Raw genomic sequence first — 16,481 nt, forward strand, 5'->3', positions numbered from 1 at the left:
ACCCAAAAAACCACCCCCCCCCCCCCCCCCCCCCCCCCCCCCCCCCCCCCCCCCCCCCCCCCCCCCCCCCCCCCCCCCCCCGCGTTCGCGCGTGCGCGGTCGGCTGCCCGCCGCCCGCTGCCGCCTGTGCGCGCCTGTGCGCGCCGTACGGAACGAGCTTTCTCCTGGCGCAGGTACGGCAGTGAATGAAGTCCCCTCATTGGCATGGACCTGCCCATGATCGACCGCTACGCTCGTGGGCGCACGATCTGAGAGCGCTCTCACCGCCCTTCCGCTCCACTCCCCCACGTCCGGAACGACGAAAGGCAACTCCCTTGAGACGCACGACAGTTCTGCGCGCCTGCCTGTCCGCGGCCCTGCTGCTGAGCACCGTGGCGGCCGGCCTCACCACCCAGGCGTCGGCGGCCGGCACCCCCGCCGCCTCCCACACCGAGGCACCGGCCTCGGCATCCCTGATCACCGCCATGCAGCGGGACCTCGGCCTGTCCAGGACCGAGGCCACCGCGCGGCTCAAGGCCGAGACGACGGCGCGGAGCGTGGACCGCGCCGCCCGCCGCGCCGCGGGCACCTCGTACGGGGGCTCCTGGTTCGAGGCGAAGACCGGCAGACTCACGGTCGCCGTCACGGACGACGCGCGCCGGGACGCCGTACGGGCCACCGGCGCCGGGGTGACCCTCGTCAAGCACAGCCTTCGGCAGCTGGACGCCGCCCTGACACGACTCGACGCGCTCGACGCCCCCGCCGGGGTCAGCAGCTGGCACGTCGACCCCCGGAGCAACTCCGTCGTCGTCGGTGTGGTCATGTCGCAGATGAATGACAACGATGTCCAATCCTTCCTGGACAAGGCCCGCAAGGCGGGTCCGGTGACCGTCCGCGAGACGCGGCAGGCGCCCCGCACCTTCGCAGCCGGGACGGTGGGCGGCGACCCGTACTACACGGGCAACGTCCGCTGCTCCATAGGCTTCTCCGTGTACGGGGGCTTCGTCACCGCCGGACACTGCGGCCAGGCCGGCGCCGGAGTCAGCGGCTGGGACCGCAGCTACATCGGCAACTTCCAGGGCTCCTCCTTCCCCGAGAACGACTACGCCTGGGTCAACGTCGGCAGCGGCTGGTGGACCGTGCCCGTCGTGCTGGGCTGGGGCACCGTCTCCGACCAGCTCGTCCGCGGCTCGGGTGAGGCTCCCGTCGGCGCCTCCATCTGCCGGTCGGGATCGACGTCGCACTGGCACTGCGGCACCGTCCTCGCCAAGAACGAGACGGTCAACTACAGCCAGGGCGCCGTGCGGCAGATGACGAAGACGAGTGTCTGCGCCGAACCCGGGGACTCGGGCGGGTCCTTCATCAGCGGCGACCAGGCGCAGGGCGTCACCTCGGGCGGCTGGGGCAACTGCGGCAGCGGCGGCGAGACCTGGTACCAGCCGGTCAACGAGATCCTGAACCGCTACGGCCTCACGCTCCACACGGCCTGAGCGTCCCGGCAGCCGGCCCCCACCGGACCCCGGGGGCCGGCTGCACATGCCTCGGTCCGGCCGTCGGCCGCGGTATGAACGCTCCTGCGGTGCGCCGGATCACCAGAACCCCCGGGACGGCCTCGTCGAGGACCGGATTCCGCTGCGGTACGCCATGCTCGAACCGTCGGGTACGTCTCAGCCATGAACGGGGTTCGACCAGGGTAGGCGGTGCGGCGTGGCAGATGTGATGCAGGCGGGTTTGTGGGGTCTGGTGGCCGGGTCGGCGCTCCTTCTGGGCGCCGCGCTGGGATACGGGCTGCGGGTGCCGCCGAAGGTGATCGCCTCGGTGATGGCCTTCGGCTCCGGAGTCCTGCTCTCGGCGGTGGCCTACGAGTTGATGGGCGAGGCCTACGACCAGGCGGGTCTCGCGCCTGCCGCGATCGGGTCTTTGGGCGGGGCGCTCGCCTACACGGGCGGGAACATGTGGCTCGCCCGGCGCGGCGCCCGGCACCGCAAGCGCTCGGGCAACGCCGCGCAGAAGGCACAGCCCACCGAGGCGGATCAGGCCGGTTCCGGAACGGCGCTGGCGCTGGGCGCCCTGCTGGACGGTGTGCCGGAGTCCGCGGTGATCGGTGTCAGCCTGCTGGACGGCGGCGCGGTGAGCATGGTCACGGTCGCCGCGGTGTTCATCAGCAACGTCCCCGAGGGACTCTCCAGTTCCGCCGGGATGAAGAAGGCGGGGCGCGGAAAGGGCTACGTCTTCGGGGTGTGGTCGGCGATCGCCGCCGCGAGCACGATCGCTGCGGTACTCGGCTACACCGTCGTGGGCCAGCTCTCCACCTCCGTCGTCGCGGGGGTTACGGCCGTGGCCGCCGGCGCCATCCTCGCGATGATCGCCGACACGATGATTCCCGAGGCGTTCGACGAAGCTCATCTCGCCATCGGTCTGATCACGGTCGGGGGCTTCCTCGTCTCCTTCGCCCTGTCGCACTGACCCGGCGGGCGGGGGGACGAGCGGGGCACGGACCGCACGGTGTGCCGTCCGTGCCGGGCGAGCCCTCCGGCGCGTCCCGGCGGGGCACCGGCCACACCCCACCCCGGTCCGACCCCTTGAGGTACGCCTCCCGCAGGTCCCGCAGGAAGCAGCAGGCCGGCCGACGCGGTGGACTCGTACCGGCGTCATGTCTTCTCGGCGGTCTCGCCTTCCTCGGGGAGGCGGAAGCAGGCCGTCACGGTCTTTCCGTTGGGGCAGCGCCGGGCCTGCCAGGTGTCGGCCAGCGCGTCGACCAGGAACATGCCCCGTCCGCCGAGCGCCTCCGTGTCCGCCGGGCGGGGTTCGGGCAGTTTGGGCGAGGAGTCGTGCACGCTCACGTGCAGGCAGTCGGTGTCCCAGGTGAGCAGCAACTGCGCGCTGCTGTGCGCGTGCACATGCGCGTTGGTCACCAGCTCCGAGACCGTCAGCAGGACCGCGTCCGTGGTCTCGGGCGCGGTCGTGGTCCATCCGAGCGCGTCCAAGTGCTCGCGGGCCCACTGCCGCGCCTCGTTGACACCGCGGGAGAGGGGCATGGAACGAGCCCAGCCCACAGCCTTCATCGACGATCCGCTCATGGTCATCCTTTCGCATGTGCTCGAGACCCCGTTTCGTTGCGTCTACCCCCATCAGGGGCTTCAGTGCAGAGATGGCGCCAGGAAGGGCGGTCGGGCGGGAGCCGGGGGGCGACGCCGGTGGATCACCGGTCCGCGGCAATGTTCGGGCCGGGCGCCGGCCGGCGGAGGGGCACCCCGGCCTCAGGTGCTCGGTGCCGCGGTGCGGGGTGCCTCGGAGGGAGCACGAGGCAGGTGAACCGGTCGGGCGTCTGCGAGGATGGGGCGCATGGACGTACGCAGCGGAGAACCGGGGCGAGCGATCGGCGAGTGCCCGGCCGCCGCGGTCCCCAGGCTCGTCCGTGGTCCGTCCGTCCACCGGGGAGGTCCGGCCCCCGCACCCCGACCGCTCGGGCCCGACGTGACGCCCCGCTGCCCCCGGTCGGGCACCCCGCACGGGACCGTCACCGGTGCCCGCGCCGGCGCTCTTCGATGATGTGCGAGGAGGACGGCCGGGACTCGGACCAGGGCGGCGCACCGGACGAGGCGGCGCTGTTCTCGGCGCTTCTCGAGGACAGCGCCGAGGACCTGTACGAGAACGCGCCGTGCGGCTACGTCTCCACCCTGCTGGACGGCCAGATCGCCAAGGTCAACGGCACCCTGCTGAACTGGCTGGGCTACGACCGGGACGAGCTGGTGGGACACAAGCGGTTCTCCGACCTGCTCACCATGGGCGGCCGTCTCTACCACGAGACCCATTACGCCCCCCTGCTGCGGATGCAGGGCGAGGTCAGCGGCATCGCACTGGAGCTGAAGGCAGCGGACGGCAGCCGGCTCCCGGTGCTGGTGACGTCGACGGTGAAGACGGGCGGCGACGGGCACCCGGTGCTGATCCGCACCACCCTCTTCGACGCCCGTGACCGCCGCGCCTACGAGACCGAGCTGCTGCGTGCCCGTCAGGAGTCCGAGCGGGAGCGGGAACGCCTCACGCGCCTGAACGACACCCTGCAGCGGACGCTGCTGCCGCCCACCCTGGCGGACGTGCCCGGCCTGGACGTGGCCGCGTACTACCACATCGCGTCCACGGACGAGGTCGGCGGCGACTTCTACGACCTGTTCCCGCTCGGTTCCGGCACGTGGGGGCTCTTCCTCGGCGACGTCTGCGGAAAGGGCGCCGCCGCCGCGGCCGTGACCTCGCTGGCCCGCTACACCCTGCGTGCCGCGGCGGTGTACGACCCCGATCCGGCCGCGGTGCTCGGCAACCTGAACACCGTCCTCAACCACGAGTACCAGGGACCCGACCCCCGCTTCTGCACGGTCATCCTCGGATTGCTGACCCCGGACGGCGACCAGGGCGGTTTCCGCATCACGCTGGCGAGCGGCGGGCATCCGCCGGCCCTGCTGATGCGCGCCGACGGCAGTACGGACTACCTGCCCACACCCGGGGGGCAGCTGATCGGTGTGCTGCCCGACGCGCACATCAGCACCACCTCGCTGCGTCTGGACCCCGGAGACACCCTGCTGCTGTACACCGACGGTCTCACCGAGGCGCACACCGCCACCGCGGGCGGCCGCTACGGCGACGAGGCCCTCCTGGAGTTCGCGCACGCCCTGGCCCCGACCACGGCCACGAACGCCGTCGCCGCGATTCGTGACCTGCTCGACACGTTCGGCCCGGGCGTGGACGACGACACCGCCGTGCTGGCGATCAACGTGCCCCGACAGCCCAGTGAAGAGCAAGAGTGAGCCGACTGAAGGTCCAGACGCGGAACACACCGGCCGGCCCGGTCATCGAACTGGTCGGCGCCTTCGACCACCGCAGCGCTCCCGACGTCCGGGCGCTCCTGCCGGGTCTCGTGCTGCGGGCGGGCCAGCAGCTGGTCATCGATCTGACCGGCATCACCTTCTGCGACTCGAGCGGCATCACCACGCTGATCGCCGCCCGCAACCGCGCGCTGGAGGCGCGGGCGGACATGGCCCTGACAGCGGTGCCCGATCGCGTCGGCAGGACCTTCCGTGTGATCGGCCTCGATCAGGTCTTCACCACCCACGCCACCGTACGGGCCGCCGAACTCGCCTGGCGGATGCCCGCCGACTGGGCCCTGCATCGCGAGGTCAGCCGGTCAGCACCCCCAGCCCCTGCCTGACCTGGCGGGTCAGCTCGTCCGCCAGCACCTCCGCGGCCCTTCTCGAGGCCGTCCAGGGCCTGGGCGGCGACGGTCGCGGGGTCGGACTTCTGCGCCGGGTCGACGTGGGCGGCCATGTCCGTGTCCATGTAGCCGACGTGCAGCGCGGTGACCTGGATGCCGCGCGGGGCGAGCTCCTCGCGGACCGAGTCCGTCAGGGACCAGGCCGCCGCCTTGCCCGCCCTGGGAAGGGGAGGCCGTAAGATAGATGTCACTCGGCATCCATCAGTGGGAGGTGGCTCATGGGCCGCGTATCGAAGGACCAGGCGCGCGAGAACCGGCAGCGTGTCGTCGCCAGCGCCTCGCGCCTCTTCCGGGAGCAGGGCACCGACGGAGTCAGCGTCGCGGACCTGATGAAGGCGGCCGGCCTGACGCACGGAGGCTTCTACAAGCAGTTCGCCTCCAAGGAGGCCCTGGTCGACGAGGCCACCGCGCACGCCTTCACCACCCTGGAGGAGCGGCTGGGTGACGCCCTCGGGGCCCACGGCGGCGACCCCGCGGCCGCCCGCGGCGACCTGGTCGACTACTACCTCTCCCCCGAGCACCGCGACGATCCGGCCGGCGGCTGCCCGACGGTCGCGCTCGCCGCGGACATGTCCCGCAGCCCGCACGAGGGCACCGCGCACGAGACCTACACGGAAGGGGTGCGCCGCTTCGCCGCGTGGCTCGCGACCGCGGACGACGACGGCCTCGCGAGACTCAGCACCCTGGTCGGCGCCCTGATGCTCGCGCGCGCCGTCAAGGGCGACCCGCTCTCCGACGAGATCCTGGCGGCCGCCCGCAGCCAGCTGACGTCCTGACGGCATCTCCTGGCCAGGGCGGCCCGCGTCCACCCGAATCGGCCGTCTGGACACGGCACGCGCACGGTACGGATGAGACGTGCAGACCTTTCTCCCCCACCCCGACTTCACCGAGTCCGCCGCGGTCCTGGACCTGCGCCGTCTGGGCAAGCAGCGCGTCGAGGCGCTCCAGGTGCTGCGCGGACTGACCGTGCCCGGTTACGGCTGGCGCCACCATCCCGCGGTGCGCATGTGGCACGGCTACGAGGAGGCGCTGGTGCGCTACGGCCTGGAGGTCTGCGGGGTGTGGACGGCCCTCGGCCGCGGCGACACGTGCGCCGCCTCGCTGGTCGGCGACCTGTCCGCGCACCGTCCCGGCCTCCCCGTGCGCTCTCAGGACGCACTCGCCGACGCCGGGGAACTGCCGCCCTGGCTGGGCGATCCCGCGTTCCACCGCAGCCACCAGTCGGCCCTGGTGCGCAAGGCCCCGGAGTTCTACGCCGCCCGTTTCCCCGGAGTCCCCGACGACCTGCCGTATCTCTGGCCGGCGTCGGACCGGCCCTCACTCACTTCTCGGGATCGTGGCCCCAGTTCATGAGGGAGTGCCGCCACGGCGTGTCCGTTACGTCCCCCTGCGGCCGCTGCGCGCGGTGCCGGTGGACATAGCCGACCACCTTGCGCATGTGGGCGAGGTCGTCTGCGGTGAGATCACCCTTCCGCGCCCGGAGCAGCCGGACGATGCGGCGTCCCGAGGCGTGCCCGACGCTCTCGCCGCCGTCCTTCTGCCCGACACTCCGGGACTCGTCGGTCTCCAGCCACTTCTCCAGCTCGCCGGGCGTCATGTTCACGACCTCGTCGAACGCGGCGAGTGTCTCCTCGCGGTCGCCGTCACCCTGTCCGCTCATGCGCGCTTGCCCCTCTTGCGCAGGGACTCGGGCTTGTGCACGGCCGACCGCCCGGACTTGTCGCTCTCCACCTCGTACTGAGGGTCCTCCGGTGAGGCGTCGACGGTGCGTCCGGCCGCCCCGGTACGCCGGGTGATCTTCTTGGTGACCTTTCCCGGCACGGTCTGCCCGTGGCTGCGCCACGAGACCTCGTCGCCCTCGGAAAGCTTCTTGTCCTTTGCCATGGCCGTCCTCCGCCGATCGGGACCCCCGCCCTTCCAGCATCGAAGTCCGGACGGCGCGTCGCATCCCGGCCACGCGTGGCACCGTCGGCACCGTCGGCACCGTCGGCACCGGGCGCAAGTTACCTGAAGGTATGTAGTGACTTAATACGCAACTAACAGTAGAACCTGTTCTCACTCATCAGAGAGTGAGGAACCTCAAATGAACCAAAATCCCTTGCAGGGCAACGATCTCAGGGGCATCTCGCGCCGGGGATTCATTGCTGGAACAGGTTCTGTTTTTGGTGCCGTGGCGCTGGCGGGACCCGCCGCTGCGGGCCCGGCACCCACCGCCGTCGCGGCCCGTCCCATCACGCCGGGGGCCCATGTCCCCGCGCTGGTGATCGGCACCGGGTACGGCGGTTCCGTCGCCGCCCTGCGGCTCGCCCAGGCAGGCGTCGACGTCCACATGATCGAGATGGGCATGGCCTGGGACACCCCCGGCCCGGACGGCAGGATCTTCGCCAACACCACCAGTCCCGACCACCGCTCCTACTGGCTGCGCACCAGGACCAAGCAGCCCCTCAGCAACTTCCTGGGCTTCCCGATCGACAAGGACATCCCCCGCTACACCGGGATCCTGGACGCCGAGGAGATGGGCGGCATCATCGTCTACCAGGGCCGCGGCGTGGGCGGTGGCTCGCTGGTCAACGGCGGCATGGCGGTCACACCCCGGCGTGAGAACTTCGGCGCCGTCCTCCCGTCGGTCGACGCCGACGAGATGTACGGCACCTACTACCCCCGCGCCAACGCGGGCCTCGGGGTCGCGACCGTGGACCCGGCCTGGTTCGAGACCGCCGAGTGCTACCAGTACGCACGGGTCGGCCGCAAGCACGCCCAGCGTTCCGGCTTCCCGTTCGTCTTCGTGCCGGACGTGTACGACTGGGCGTACATGGAGCAGGAGGCGGCCGGCACCGTCCCCAGGTCGGCGCTGGCCGGCGAGATCCTCTACGGCAACAACTACGGCAAGAAGTCACTGCAGAAGACGTACCTCGCGCGGGCCGGGGCGACCGGGAAGGTCCACATCTCGGCTCTGCACAAGGTCACTTCGGTCTCCCCCGCGGCCGGCGGCGGCTACACGGTCGTCATCGACCAGCTCGACACCGGCGGCGGCACCACGGCCACCAAGACGGTGACCGCGGACCGGGTGTTCTTCGCGGCCGGCAGCGTGGGCACCAGCAAGCTGCTGGTCAGGCTGAAGGCCACCGGCGCGCTGCCCCGCCTCGACGACGAGATCGGCAAGGGGTGGGGCGACAACGGCAACGTCATGTGCGGCCGCGCCAACCACATGTGGGACCCCACCGGCAGCCTCCAGTCGAGCATCCCGTGCGCCGGCATCGACAACTGGGCCGCCGGCGGGGCGTTCGCCGAGGTCGCGCCGCTGCCCACCGGGATCGAGACCTACGCCTCGTTCTATCTGTCGATCACCAAGAACCCCAACCGGGCCCGGTTCTCGTGGAACGCCACGGCGGGCAGGGTCGAGCTGAACTGGCAGACCGCCTGGAAGCAGCCGTCCATCGACATGGCCAGGACCATCTTCGACAAGATCAATGCCAAGGAGGGCACGATCTACCGGACCGACCTCTTCGGCACCTACAAGATCTGGGGCGACCACCTCACGTACCACCCGCTCGGCGGCGCGGTGCTCAACCGGGCCACCGACAACTACGGCCGCCTGCACGGGCATCCGGGCCTCTACGTCATCGACGGCGCGCTGATCCCCGGCAACACCAGCGTCAATCCGTTCGTCACCATCACGGCCCTCGCCGAACGGAACATCGAGAAGATCATCGCCACCGATCTGTAGCGGCGGGCCCGCGCCCGGTCCGGCTCAGGGGGCGGGCAGCACGCACACGGAGTCGAGGCCCAGCACACGGTTGAGCCGGCCGAACGCCAGCCAGGAGCCGATGCTCATGCTCAGCTCCACGATCTCGCGCTGGCTGTAGTGCGCGGTCATCCTGGTCCAGAACTCGTCGTCGAGACCGTGGTGATCCAGGGCGTACCGCTCGGCGTACTCCGCGGCCAGCCGGGTGCGGTCGTCGAAGGCGTCGGTGGTACGCCACCGGGTGACCGCGTCGGCGAACCCCTCCTCGACCTTCCGGCCCTCGCGTTCCGTGCGCCAGTCCTGGCAGAACAGGCATCCGTTGATCTGCGCGATGCGCAGCCGCGCCGCCTCGAACTCCCGCAGTCCCAGCGTCGTGTGCTCGTACACCGACAGGGAGAAGTCCGCGGCGGCCATGCCGATACCGGGGACCATCTCGCCCCACACGTATCCGATCGGTTCCTGGCCCTCGGGGATGTCGATCCGCATGGTCATGTCCTTCCGAGTCGGCCGACTGCGGGACGCAGCGGGACGTCGAGCGCGTCGTAGAGCCCCGGATCCGCGTGCGCGAGCCAGTCGATGGCGCCCACGAGACGACCCACCGCGGTGGCGTTCCCGCCGGCGGAGCGGTTCTCGTCCTCGTCGGTGGCCTCGACGGTGACCTCGATCCGGGGGCGGCCCTCGATGATCACGCGGTGTGCGCCGTCGCCGCCGCCGGGCGGCGACGGCCAGTCGGGGGCACACGACGCGTGGATACGGGTGACGTGCTCGATGACGATGCGCGGCTCGCCGCCGACGATGCCCCGCACCTCGAACCGCACCGCGCCCTGCGTGCCGGCCTCGAAGACACCCATCGTGCGGGTGACGACCGTGCTGTCGAGGGCGCGGCGGTCCAACGTCTCGTGGATGTCGTCCAGTTCGGCACCGAGCGCTCTGGCCATCAGCCGGATCTGGCCGCCCCACACCATGGTGGGTACGGAGGGCGCGAGCATCAGCGGCTCGTAGTCCATCGGCTGGCCCATCCCCACCAGATACCGGACGGACTCCTGCTGCTCGTACGTGGAGTAGTCGAAGATCTCCTGGCAGCGGACGGCGTCGACGACGGTACCGAGTCCGCTGACCAGCAGGGGCAGGACATCGTTGCCCCACCCGGGGTCGACGCCCGAGGCGAACAGTGATCCGCCGCCCTCGGCGACGGCGGCCAGCACCGGTTCCCGGAATTCGGGCGGCGCACCGCGCTGGTCGTAGAGCGGATACAGCGAGGGGGTGACGACCACTGCCCCGGCTCTGATCGCCCGGCTGACGTCGGCGAGGGCGCCGTCGGGCCGGAGGTCGCCGGAGGCCGCGTACACCACCGCCCGCGGCCCGGCGGCCAGCACGGCAGCGATGTCGCCGGTCGCCGCCACCCCCAGAAGCCGGCCCGTGCCGGCCAGCTCGCCCGCGTCGCGCCCGGCCTTGGCGGGGTCGTGCACGAGGACTGCCGCGAGTTCCAGCGCCGGGTGCGCCTCGACGGCGCGGATGGCCGCGCGGCCGACATTGCCGGTGCCCCATACCACCGTGGGAATCATGCGGCGGAGGGTAGCGAGAGGACCCGAAGGTTCCTAGGCCCGCGTACGGCCGAGATGGTTAACCGATCGATTCCAAATGAGTTGAGTTGTAGGTCCTGCGCCCGGTGATGTTCGTGGGCGGGGTGTCCGGGTGCGTGCTGATCTTGTGGGTCGCACTCAACAGGGCTCGCCAGCGCGGTAGCTCGGTGAACGGCACGACCAGGCACAGGACAGTCACCGTTGCGGCGACCCACGTCCCCCACAGCGCCCACGCAGACGCTGCCGCCGCCACCAGGTGGAGCACGACCAGCAAGATGGTGACGATGCCCGGCACCGCAACGGGCGCGTCTCCGCCGGGCCGGTCGCCCGGGGTGCCGAAGACGGCAGGCAGCCCGATCAGCAGCAGGACGGCGCCGATCGCCAGCAGGACGGAGTGCGGCCACAGGGCCCAGGGGGTGCACACCCAGGCGGTCACCTCGCCGGCGAAGCGCATGCCACCTCGGACGTAGTCGTGCCCCGGCCCCTGCGTCTTGGTCCTCACGGTGCTTACGGCGGCCTCCTGACCTCGATCGGCACAGGGCGCCTCGGACAACGGCTCGGCCGGAGTCTTCCCGTTCACAGGTTGCTCTGGGATGGACAGGGAGGGATCGCTGGCGGCCATGTCATCCTTCGGAGGCGTGATCAGGAGGGTCGGCCTGGAAGCCGGCGATCAGGGTGTCGATGAGGAAGTGGAAACTCCGCGTGACCTCGCGGGGCATCTCGAAGCCGCCGGCGCCCTCAAGGGTGACGAACCCGTGAAGTGCTGACCGCATGGCCCGTGCGGAGTCGACCACGCGCGCGTCGGGCAGGCCGAAACCGGCGAGGACGTCGAGCAGAACCTGCAACGCCGCTTCGCTGACGCGGCGGTCCTCCTCGTCACCGGCCGCCGGAGCGGGGACGGTGGCGGCGTAACGGCCGGGATGCTCAAGGGCCCAGCGGCGGTAGCTGTCGGCGAACGCCCGGACCGCGTCCGGGCCGGAACGGCCGACCGACTCCCGGGCCAGCTGATGGGCGAATTCACGCTTGGCCTGGACGGAGATGCCGTGCCGCAGTTCGTTCAGGGAGCCGACGTGCTTGTACAGGGACGGCGGCCGTACGCCGAGCCTGTCGGCCAGCAGACCCATGGTCAGGCCCGCCAAACCCACCTCGTCGGCGAGCGCCGCTCCCGCCGCGACGACGGCGCTCGTATCGAGGCCCGCCCTAGGCACGGGCGTGTGCACCCAGGAAGGCCAGCATCAAGGACACCGTCTCCTCCGGGTACTGGTCGTGCGGGTAGTGGCCGGCTCCCTCGATCACCGCGAGCTCTCCGACACCGGCCGGCATCGCGGCCACGATCGCCTCGCCCTCGGCGCGCGGATCGACCCAGTCGGGGTCGAGCGAGCCCTGCACGATCAGGGCAGGGCACCGTACGTTGCCCAACTGGGCGCCGGCGTCGGTCGGCGCCGACTGCCCCATCTTCTGCATCGCCCGCATCCGGCCGGGCTCTCCCAGCATCGCCTCGATGCGGGCCAGCCGGTCGGTCCAGTCGGCCGGTTTGCGGCCCGGGTAGGCGTGGTCGAGATAGCGGGCCCACAGTCCCACGCTGCCGAACAGGCTGGAGCCGAGCAGCCGGAAGGCACCCTTGCGGTAGCTCTTCGAGCGGAAGTCGCCGAGTCTGATCGACTGCGCGCGCGTGAAGGGGCCCAGTTCGATGATGCCCCTGACCAGGCCGGAATCCTGGGCGGCCGCGATGGTGGCGGCGCCGCCGGAGATCGAGTGGCCGACCAGGACGGCCGGGCCGCTGTCGATGTGGCGGATCACCGCGAGCAGATCGCCCGCGATGTCGGTGCGCGAGTAGGAAGGCCATTGCGCGCTCGACTCGCCACAGCCCCGCAGGTCGACCGCGGCCACTCGATACCCCGCCGCCACCAGACGCGGCAGGACGAACCTGTACGCCGCGCGGCTGTCCCCCATGCCGTGGGCCAGGACGACCAGCGGGCCTTCTCCGGCGTCCTCGTAGGCGATGGTGCCGCCCGGGACGGAGACGAACTCAGCCATGGGATCCCCCTGCTCGTTAAGTGCAATAGCTATAAGCTAATCTGACTAGCTAGAAGCTAATGTCCATAGCCAAGCGAGTCAAGCCCGGCCGGATGCCAGGTGAGGGCAGCGTGTTGATCGTCGTCAGCCGATGCCCTCGACGCAGAGGACGGTGACCCGCTGGACGATGTTGTTCGCGAACCCGCCGCGGTTCCACGGCTGTCGCACGGGCTGGGTGCGGCCCTCGGCGTCGGTGGCGCGGGCGCTCAGCACGTGCCTGCCCGGAACGGCGGTCCACTCGAAGCGCCAACGGCGCCAGGCCCAGCGGTGACCGGTGTCCGGGTCCAGCTCGGCCGCGTACCAGGAGCGGCCCTCGTCGGCGCTCACCTCCACGGAGGTCACCGGAGCGCGACCTGACCAGGCGCGTCCCTCCAGCGGCACGCCTCCGGGCCGGACCACCCGCGACCGCGACATGAAGTCCGGGAACCCCGGCGGCACGAGCAGGGCGCGGGGGGCGATACGGGTGACCGGCTCCCCCACGTCGTGCGCCTCCTGCCTGAGCCGGTAGGCCACCGACTGCTGGAACCCCGTGAAGGGGGTGTCGGCGACCGTGATCTCCCGCAGCCACTTCACATGCGCCATGCCGTACCAGCCCGGCACCACCAGCCGCACCGGATACCCGTGCTGGGGCGGCAGCGCGGCGCCGTTCATCTCGTACGCGACGAGGACCTCCGGGTCACGTCCAGTGGCCACGTCCAGGGGCAGACCACGCTGGTAGTCCTGCTCCACTCCGCGCTCGATCCCGTGGTCGGCGCCGGTGAAGACCGCGTCCACCCCGGCGGGGTCGACGCCCGCCTCGGCGAGCAGGAGGCGCAGCGGCACGCCGGTCCACTCCGCGGTGCCCGCCGCCTCGACCAGCCACGGCTGGCTCACGGGCCGCGGGGTCAGCAGGGCCCGGCCGTTGCCCGCGCACTCCATGGTGACCCGCTCGGTGACCGCGGGAAACGACCGCAGGTCCGCCGTCGTGAGCCGGAGCGGGCGGCGGACCAGGCCGCCGAGCGTCAGCTCCCACGTGCCTTCCTCCGCGTACGGGATGTCGTAGTGGGTCAGCACGTAGTGCAGGCCCGGCGGAGTGACGTCGTAGCGCAGCGCCTCCAGCGGCAGCCCGTGGTTCCGGGCGGCGAGGGCCAGTTCCTCGTGGCTGATGCCCTCCTCCGGCCCGGCGAGTCGGGCGGGACCACTGACATCGCTCACGGGTCGGCTCATGCCTGCATTGTCCGCCCGGCGCCCGGCCCGGTCACGCGGGGCTACCCGACCGCGTACACACGGGATAGCGGCGCCTCCGGTTCGGACCGGGCGGGTCCCACGAACACGGTCTCCGGGAGCCGGCGGTGGGCAGGCGCGGCAGGCGACCCGAGGACCGCCCGCTCCCGGGCCGTCCTCGGTCGCCTGCCCCGGTGGGGTCAGCCCCCGACGGGAGAGTCCTGCGCGGCGGAGACGATCGTGGTCGCGTCCTCCGGCAGCAGGTGCCCGGCCCGTACGGACGTCTGCGCGGCCGCCCGCACCTTGCTCACGTATCCCTCGTGCGTCGGATAGAGCCGGCTGAGCACCGGTTCCGCGCGGGGCGGGAAGGACGGGTCGGACGGGTCGCCCCCGTCGTGCCGGTCCCACGGGTCTGCATCACCGTTCCACGGGTCCCTGGCACCGTACAGACCGCAGAAGAGACCGCTGCCGCTGGTGTCCCGCATGCCGGTGAGCGTGCGGGTCGGCACCGCCACGTCGGGCAGCCTGACGCCGCCGACGGCGAGTCCGGTCGCCGGGTCCCGCAGATCGGTGTTCAGCTGTGCCGCACTCGCCGGCCGGGGACCACCCCGCGCCCAGTCGGCGAGCCCGCGCAGCGCCGCGTTCATCGCGTAGTGGCCGGGGCCGTCGTTGAACGGGGCCGATCCTGCGGCGCAGCCGGGCGACGGCGCGGCGGAACCCGCCGACCTGATCACCGTCGGCTGTCCGAGGTCGTAGGCCCACTGGTCGCCGTGGGCGGTGCCGGCCACCTCCCAGTGCACGACTCGGTCCGTGTCCGGCTGCCGTGCCGCCGAGGCACCCGGCACGTCGGTCTCCGTGAGTACGACGAACGTCGGGACCGGCAGGTCGGTCCGGATGCGGGACGGGTACGGCATCTGCAGCACGTCGCCCCGGTCGCCGCTGATCGGCGCGGCGATGGCGCTGTTGCTGTGCACCATGAGCCCGTCGTACACACCCGCGACCGGCTGGACCGCGTTGGCGTACGTCGTCATGAAACCGGCCGACTGCGACTCGCCGTCCGCGAGCAGCGTCCTGATCTTGAGCCCGCCGAGCGGATCGGGGCCGTCCGGGGTGCGCAGCGCCTGCCCCGCCTGGGAGAAGATGTCGTAGGCGAACGCGTCTCCGGGGTGGACCAGAGTGCCGTAGCGGTCGGGGTCCCAGCCCCTGAGTCCGTGGATCGCGCCGGAACCGCCGTTGACGCCGACCGCCTGGGCCGAGACGCCCACCCAGGCGTAGCCCTTGCGCAGCAGTTCCTCCCGCGCGAACCAGTAGTCCGGTGAGAGTTCGATCTGACCGCTGACGTTGAGCCATTCCACGACCACGGTGCCGTTGAACTTCGCCGCGTCGACGGGCCGGCGCACGAGGAGCCGGCTCTTGTACGCGGCACGGCCGGCCTCGCGTACGTTCCACCGGCCGTCCGAGCCCCATGTCCCGGACTTCGTGTACGACGTGGCGGTGCCCGCGGTGAAGTACTCGCTCTCGGTGTAGCCGTACGAGCCGAGGTCCTCCGCCGCGGCGAGGAACGGGAAGCCGTGGCTGCCGGCGGGCGGGACGGTGACGACGGGGTTCGCGGCCTGGGCGCGCGCGGGTGCGGGCGTGGATGCCGCCTGGGCGGGCGACGGGCCGAGGAGCGTGGCGACGAGCACCGCTCCCAGCGTCGTGACGGTGGCCCACCGTCGGTGTAACCGGTCGGGACTGTGCATGCGTTGCCTCCAACGGACCGTGTCGGACGGGTCGAGAACGCAGCCTCGTCCGCCCGCGCCGACCGGCCATCGGCGAAACCACCGGCGTCGACGCCGGCCCCGGTCCGCGGCTGATCACGCCGGTGCACCGGTCCGTCCCTCCCCCCCTCGGTAGCCTGCATGCGCGTGGCAGCCACCGGCGTCGAGGCCGGGCCCGGCCCGCCGCTGATCACGCCGGTGCGCCGGTCCCGCCCTCCCCCGGGCGCCTCGGCTGCCCCGCACGCGCGTGGCGGCGGGCCGTCTGCCTCCACCCGGCGGCCGGGCCCTCGCCGGTCCCTGGCACACTGCTCGCCATGGCACCGCTCACGCCCGCCCGCGCGCTCGTCCTTCTCACCGGCGGACTGACCTGCCTCCTGACGGCCGCGGGCGGTCTCATCGGCGCCCTCCTCGGCGGTCCGGGTGCCGGCCTCGCCGCGGGACTCGGCTCGGCCGCGGCCGGCGCGGCCGGTTCCCTCCTCGTCCGGCGGCGCGTCATGGCGAGCTTCCGCGCGGCGCAGCGGCAGGCCGGTGCCCGCGGTTACGCCGAGGGCCTCGCGCACGGTGTCCTCGTCCAGGTCGCCGCCTACGAAGCCGCGGTGTTCCCGCGCTCGGGTCCCTGGGGCGTCACCCCGGAGGAGCGTGCGGCGCGACGCACGCTCGCCTACCGGATGGCCGCGGTGGACGAGGTCCCGGAGTCCGTCAGGAAGGCGGCGGCCGACGCGCTCGCCCTCCTCGACCGGGCCGACCGCGCGGGCGTCGAGGAAGCGATGACGGAACTGGCGGCGGCCGTCCGCAAGGAGTACGTGCGCCCCTGAGCCCGCGCTCCTTCGCGTTCGTGCGGGCAGCGCCGGGAATGTGAATGCGAGGCG

18 protein-coding genes and 1 pseudogene are annotated in these 16,481 nt (G+C 72.0%); 8 read left to right on the forward strand and 11 right to left on the reverse strand.

From position 1 onward, the window contains the following. Positions 1 to 314: 314 nt before the first annotated feature. Complete coding sequence (locus AC069T_RS10955; RefSeq protein ID WP_478782431.1) at positions 315 to 1,469, forward strand: S1 family peptidase; 1,155 nt, start codon at positions 315 to 317, stop codon at positions 1,467 to 1,469. Positions 1,470 to 1,686: 217 nt separating this feature from the next. Then, positions 1,687 to 2,445: a ZIP family metal transporter gene (locus AC069T_RS10960; protein WP_478782432.1), complete on the forward strand. Its 759-nt coding sequence runs from the start codon at positions 1,687 to 1,689 to the stop codon at positions 2,443 to 2,445. 185 nt (positions 2,446 to 2,630) lie between these two features. Here AC069T_RS10960 and AC069T_RS10965 read toward each other — a convergent pair whose 3' ends face one another. Further along, complete coding sequence (locus AC069T_RS10965) at positions 2,631 to 3,059, reverse strand: ATP-binding protein (protein WP_478782433.1); 429 nt, start codon at positions 3,057 to 3,059, stop codon at positions 2,631 to 2,633. A gap of 471 nt (positions 3,060 to 3,530) precedes the next feature. Between AC069T_RS10965 and AC069T_RS10970 the strand changes: the two genes are divergently transcribed. Both AC069T_RS10970 and AC069T_RS10975 read left to right on the forward strand, forming a co-directional pair. Then, positions 3,531 to 4,781 carry a SpoIIE family protein phosphatase gene (locus AC069T_RS10970; protein WP_478782434.1) on the forward strand — a complete coding sequence of 417 codons (1,251 nt, stop codon included), beginning with the start codon at positions 3,531 to 3,533 and terminating at the stop codon, positions 4,779 to 4,781. Continuing rightward, positions 4,778 to 5,182, forward strand: coding sequence for an STAS domain-containing protein (locus AC069T_RS10975; protein ID WP_478782435.1), 405 nt, complete (start codon positions 4,778 to 4,780; stop codon positions 5,180 to 5,182). Before AC069T_RS10970 ends, AC069T_RS10975 begins: the two co-directional genes overlap by 4 nt. Here the strand turns inward: AC069T_RS10975 and AC069T_RS10980 are convergent. After that, a pseudogene (locus tag AC069T_RS10980) lies at positions 5,151 to 5,403 on the reverse strand (SDR family NAD(P)-dependent oxidoreductase); the annotation flags it as partial. The gene AC069T_RS10975 and the pseudogene AC069T_RS10980 sit on opposite strands and share 32 nt — an antisense overlap. 60 nt (positions 5,404 to 5,463) lie before the next feature. Between AC069T_RS10980 and AC069T_RS10985 the strand changes: the two are divergent. After that, positions 5,464 to 6,021: a TetR/AcrR family transcriptional regulator gene (locus tag AC069T_RS10985; RefSeq protein WP_478782436.1), complete on the forward strand. Its 558-nt coding sequence runs from the start codon at positions 5,464 to 5,466 to the stop codon at positions 6,019 to 6,021. 79 nt (positions 6,022 to 6,100) lie between these two features. Then, on the forward strand, positions 6,101 to 6,598 hold the full coding sequence (locus AC069T_RS10990) for an MSMEG_6728 family protein (RefSeq protein ID WP_478782437.1): 498 nt from the start codon (positions 6,101 to 6,103) through the stop codon (positions 6,596 to 6,598). On the opposite strand, the gene AC069T_RS10995 is transcribed toward AC069T_RS10990, so the two are convergent. Next, a complete protein-coding gene (locus AC069T_RS10995) occupies positions 6,567 to 6,905 on the reverse strand; it encodes a DUF3140 domain-containing protein (RefSeq protein WP_478782438.1) in 339 nt (112 codons plus the stop codon). The two genes, AC069T_RS10990 and AC069T_RS10995, sit on opposite strands and share 32 nt — an antisense overlap. Then, positions 6,902 to 7,129, reverse strand: coding sequence for a hypervirulence associated TUDOR domain-containing protein (locus tag AC069T_RS11000; RefSeq protein WP_476753196.1), 228 nt, complete (start codon positions 7,127 to 7,129; stop codon positions 6,902 to 6,904). The genes AC069T_RS10995 and AC069T_RS11000 overlap by 4 nt, the downstream gene beginning before the upstream one ends. A 199-nt stretch (positions 7,130 to 7,328) precedes the next feature. On the opposite strand from AC069T_RS11000, the gene AC069T_RS11005 reads away from it, so the two are divergent. Then, the gene (locus AC069T_RS11005; protein WP_478782439.1) at positions 7,329 to 8,972 is read left to right on the forward strand and encodes a GMC oxidoreductase; all 1,644 of its coding nucleotides are present in this window, start codon (positions 7,329 to 7,331) and stop codon (positions 8,970 to 8,972) included. Between the two features lie 24 nt (positions 8,973 to 8,996). On the opposite strand, the gene AC069T_RS11010 is transcribed toward AC069T_RS11005, so the two are convergent. The 7 genes from AC069T_RS11010 to AC069T_RS11040 form a co-directional block, all read right to left on the reverse strand. Then, complete coding sequence (locus AC069T_RS11010) at positions 8,997 to 9,476, reverse strand: carboxymuconolactone decarboxylase family protein (protein ID WP_478782440.1); 480 nt, start codon at positions 9,474 to 9,476, stop codon at positions 8,997 to 8,999. A 2-nt stretch (positions 9,477 to 9,478) separates the two neighbouring features. Then, positions 9,479 to 10,555 carry an NAD(P)H-dependent amine dehydrogenase family protein gene (locus AC069T_RS11015; protein ID WP_478782441.1) on the reverse strand — a complete coding sequence of 359 codons (1,077 nt, stop codon included), beginning with the start codon at positions 10,553 to 10,555 and terminating at the stop codon, positions 9,479 to 9,481. 58 nt (positions 10,556 to 10,613) lie between these two features. Next, a complete protein-coding gene (locus tag AC069T_RS11020; RefSeq protein ID WP_478782442.1) occupies positions 10,614 to 11,075 on the reverse strand; it encodes a hypothetical protein in 462 nt (153 codons plus the stop codon). 121 nt (positions 11,076 to 11,196) lie between these two features. Next, positions 11,197 to 11,793 (reverse strand): TetR/AcrR family transcriptional regulator, encoded by a 597-nt coding sequence (locus AC069T_RS11025; protein ID WP_478782443.1) that lies wholly within the window; start codon positions 11,791 to 11,793, stop codon positions 11,197 to 11,199. Next, positions 11,774 to 12,610 carry an alpha/beta fold hydrolase gene (locus tag AC069T_RS11030; protein ID WP_478782444.1) on the reverse strand — a complete coding sequence of 279 codons (837 nt, stop codon included), beginning with the start codon at positions 12,608 to 12,610 and terminating at the stop codon, positions 11,774 to 11,776. Before AC069T_RS11030 ends, AC069T_RS11025 begins: the two co-directional genes overlap by 20 nt. A 123-nt stretch (positions 12,611 to 12,733) precedes the next feature. After that, positions 12,734 to 13,855, reverse strand: a complete 1,122-nt coding sequence (locus AC069T_RS11035; RefSeq protein ID WP_478782445.1) for a sulfite oxidase — start codon at positions 13,853 to 13,855, stop codon at positions 12,734 to 12,736. Between the two features lie 197 nt (positions 13,856 to 14,052). Continuing rightward, positions 14,053 to 15,594 carry an alpha/beta hydrolase domain-containing protein gene (locus AC069T_RS11040; RefSeq protein ID WP_478782446.1) on the reverse strand — a complete coding sequence of 514 codons (1,542 nt, stop codon included), beginning with the start codon at positions 15,592 to 15,594 and terminating at the stop codon, positions 14,053 to 14,055. 332 nt (positions 15,595 to 15,926) lie between these two features. Here AC069T_RS11040 and AC069T_RS11045 point away from each other — a divergent pair, with 332 nt between their 5' ends. Continuing rightward, positions 15,927 to 16,427 carry a hypothetical protein gene (locus AC069T_RS11045; RefSeq protein ID WP_478782447.1) on the forward strand — a complete coding sequence of 167 codons (501 nt, stop codon included), beginning with the start codon at positions 15,927 to 15,929 and terminating at the stop codon, positions 16,425 to 16,427. The last annotated feature ends 54 nt before the right edge of the window (positions 16,428 to 16,481 follow it).

Source organism: Streptomyces sp. NPDC043867 (assembly GCF_056435845.1).

What these genes read in the sequence shown, in the direction of transcription:
- AC069T_RS10965 (WP_478782433.1), bottom strand. Translation starts at nt 3,059, where the DNA reads ATGAGCGGATCGTCGATGAAGGCTGTGGGCTGGGCTCGTTCCATGCCC.
- AC069T_RS10970 (WP_478782434.1), top strand. Translation starts at nt 3,531, where the DNA reads ATGTGCGAGGAGGACGGCCGGGACTCGGACCAGGGCGGCGCACCGGAC.
- AC069T_RS10985 (WP_478782436.1), top strand. Translation starts at nt 5,464, where the DNA reads ATGGGCCGCGTATCGAAGGACCAGGCGCGCGAGAACCGGCAGCGTGTC.
- AC069T_RS10995 (WP_478782438.1), bottom strand. Translation starts at nt 6,905, where the DNA reads ATGAGCGGACAGGGTGACGGCGACCGCGAGGAGACACTCGCCGCGTTC.
- AC069T_RS11000 (WP_476753196.1), bottom strand. Translation starts at nt 7,129, where the DNA reads ATGGCAAAGGACAAGAAGCTTTCCGAGGGCGACGAGGTCTCGTGGCGC.
- AC069T_RS11005 (WP_478782439.1), top strand. Translation starts at nt 7,329, where the DNA reads ATGAACCAAAATCCCTTGCAGGGCAACGATCTCAGGGGCATCTCGCGC.
- AC069T_RS11010 (WP_478782440.1), bottom strand. Translation starts at nt 9,476, where the DNA reads ATGCGGATCGACATCCCCGAGGGCCAGGAACCGATCGGATACGTGTGG.
- AC069T_RS11015 (WP_478782441.1), bottom strand. Translation starts at nt 10,555, where the DNA reads ATGATTCCCACGGTGGTATGGGGCACCGGCAATGTCGGCCGCGCGGCC.
- AC069T_RS11030 (WP_478782444.1), bottom strand. Translation starts at nt 12,610, where the DNA reads ATGGCTGAGTTCGTCTCCGTCCCGGGCGGCACCATCGCCTACGAGGAC.
- AC069T_RS11035 (WP_478782445.1), bottom strand. Translation starts at nt 13,855, where the DNA reads ATGAGCCGACCCGTGAGCGATGTCAGTGGTCCCGCCCGACTCGCCGGG.
- AC069T_RS11040 (WP_478782446.1), bottom strand. Translation starts at nt 15,594, where the DNA reads ATGCACAGTCCCGACCGGTTACACCGACGGTGGGCCACCGTCACGACG.
- AC069T_RS11045 (WP_478782447.1), top strand. Translation starts at nt 15,927, where the DNA reads ATGGCACCGCTCACGCCCGCCCGCGCGCTCGTCCTTCTCACCGGCGGA.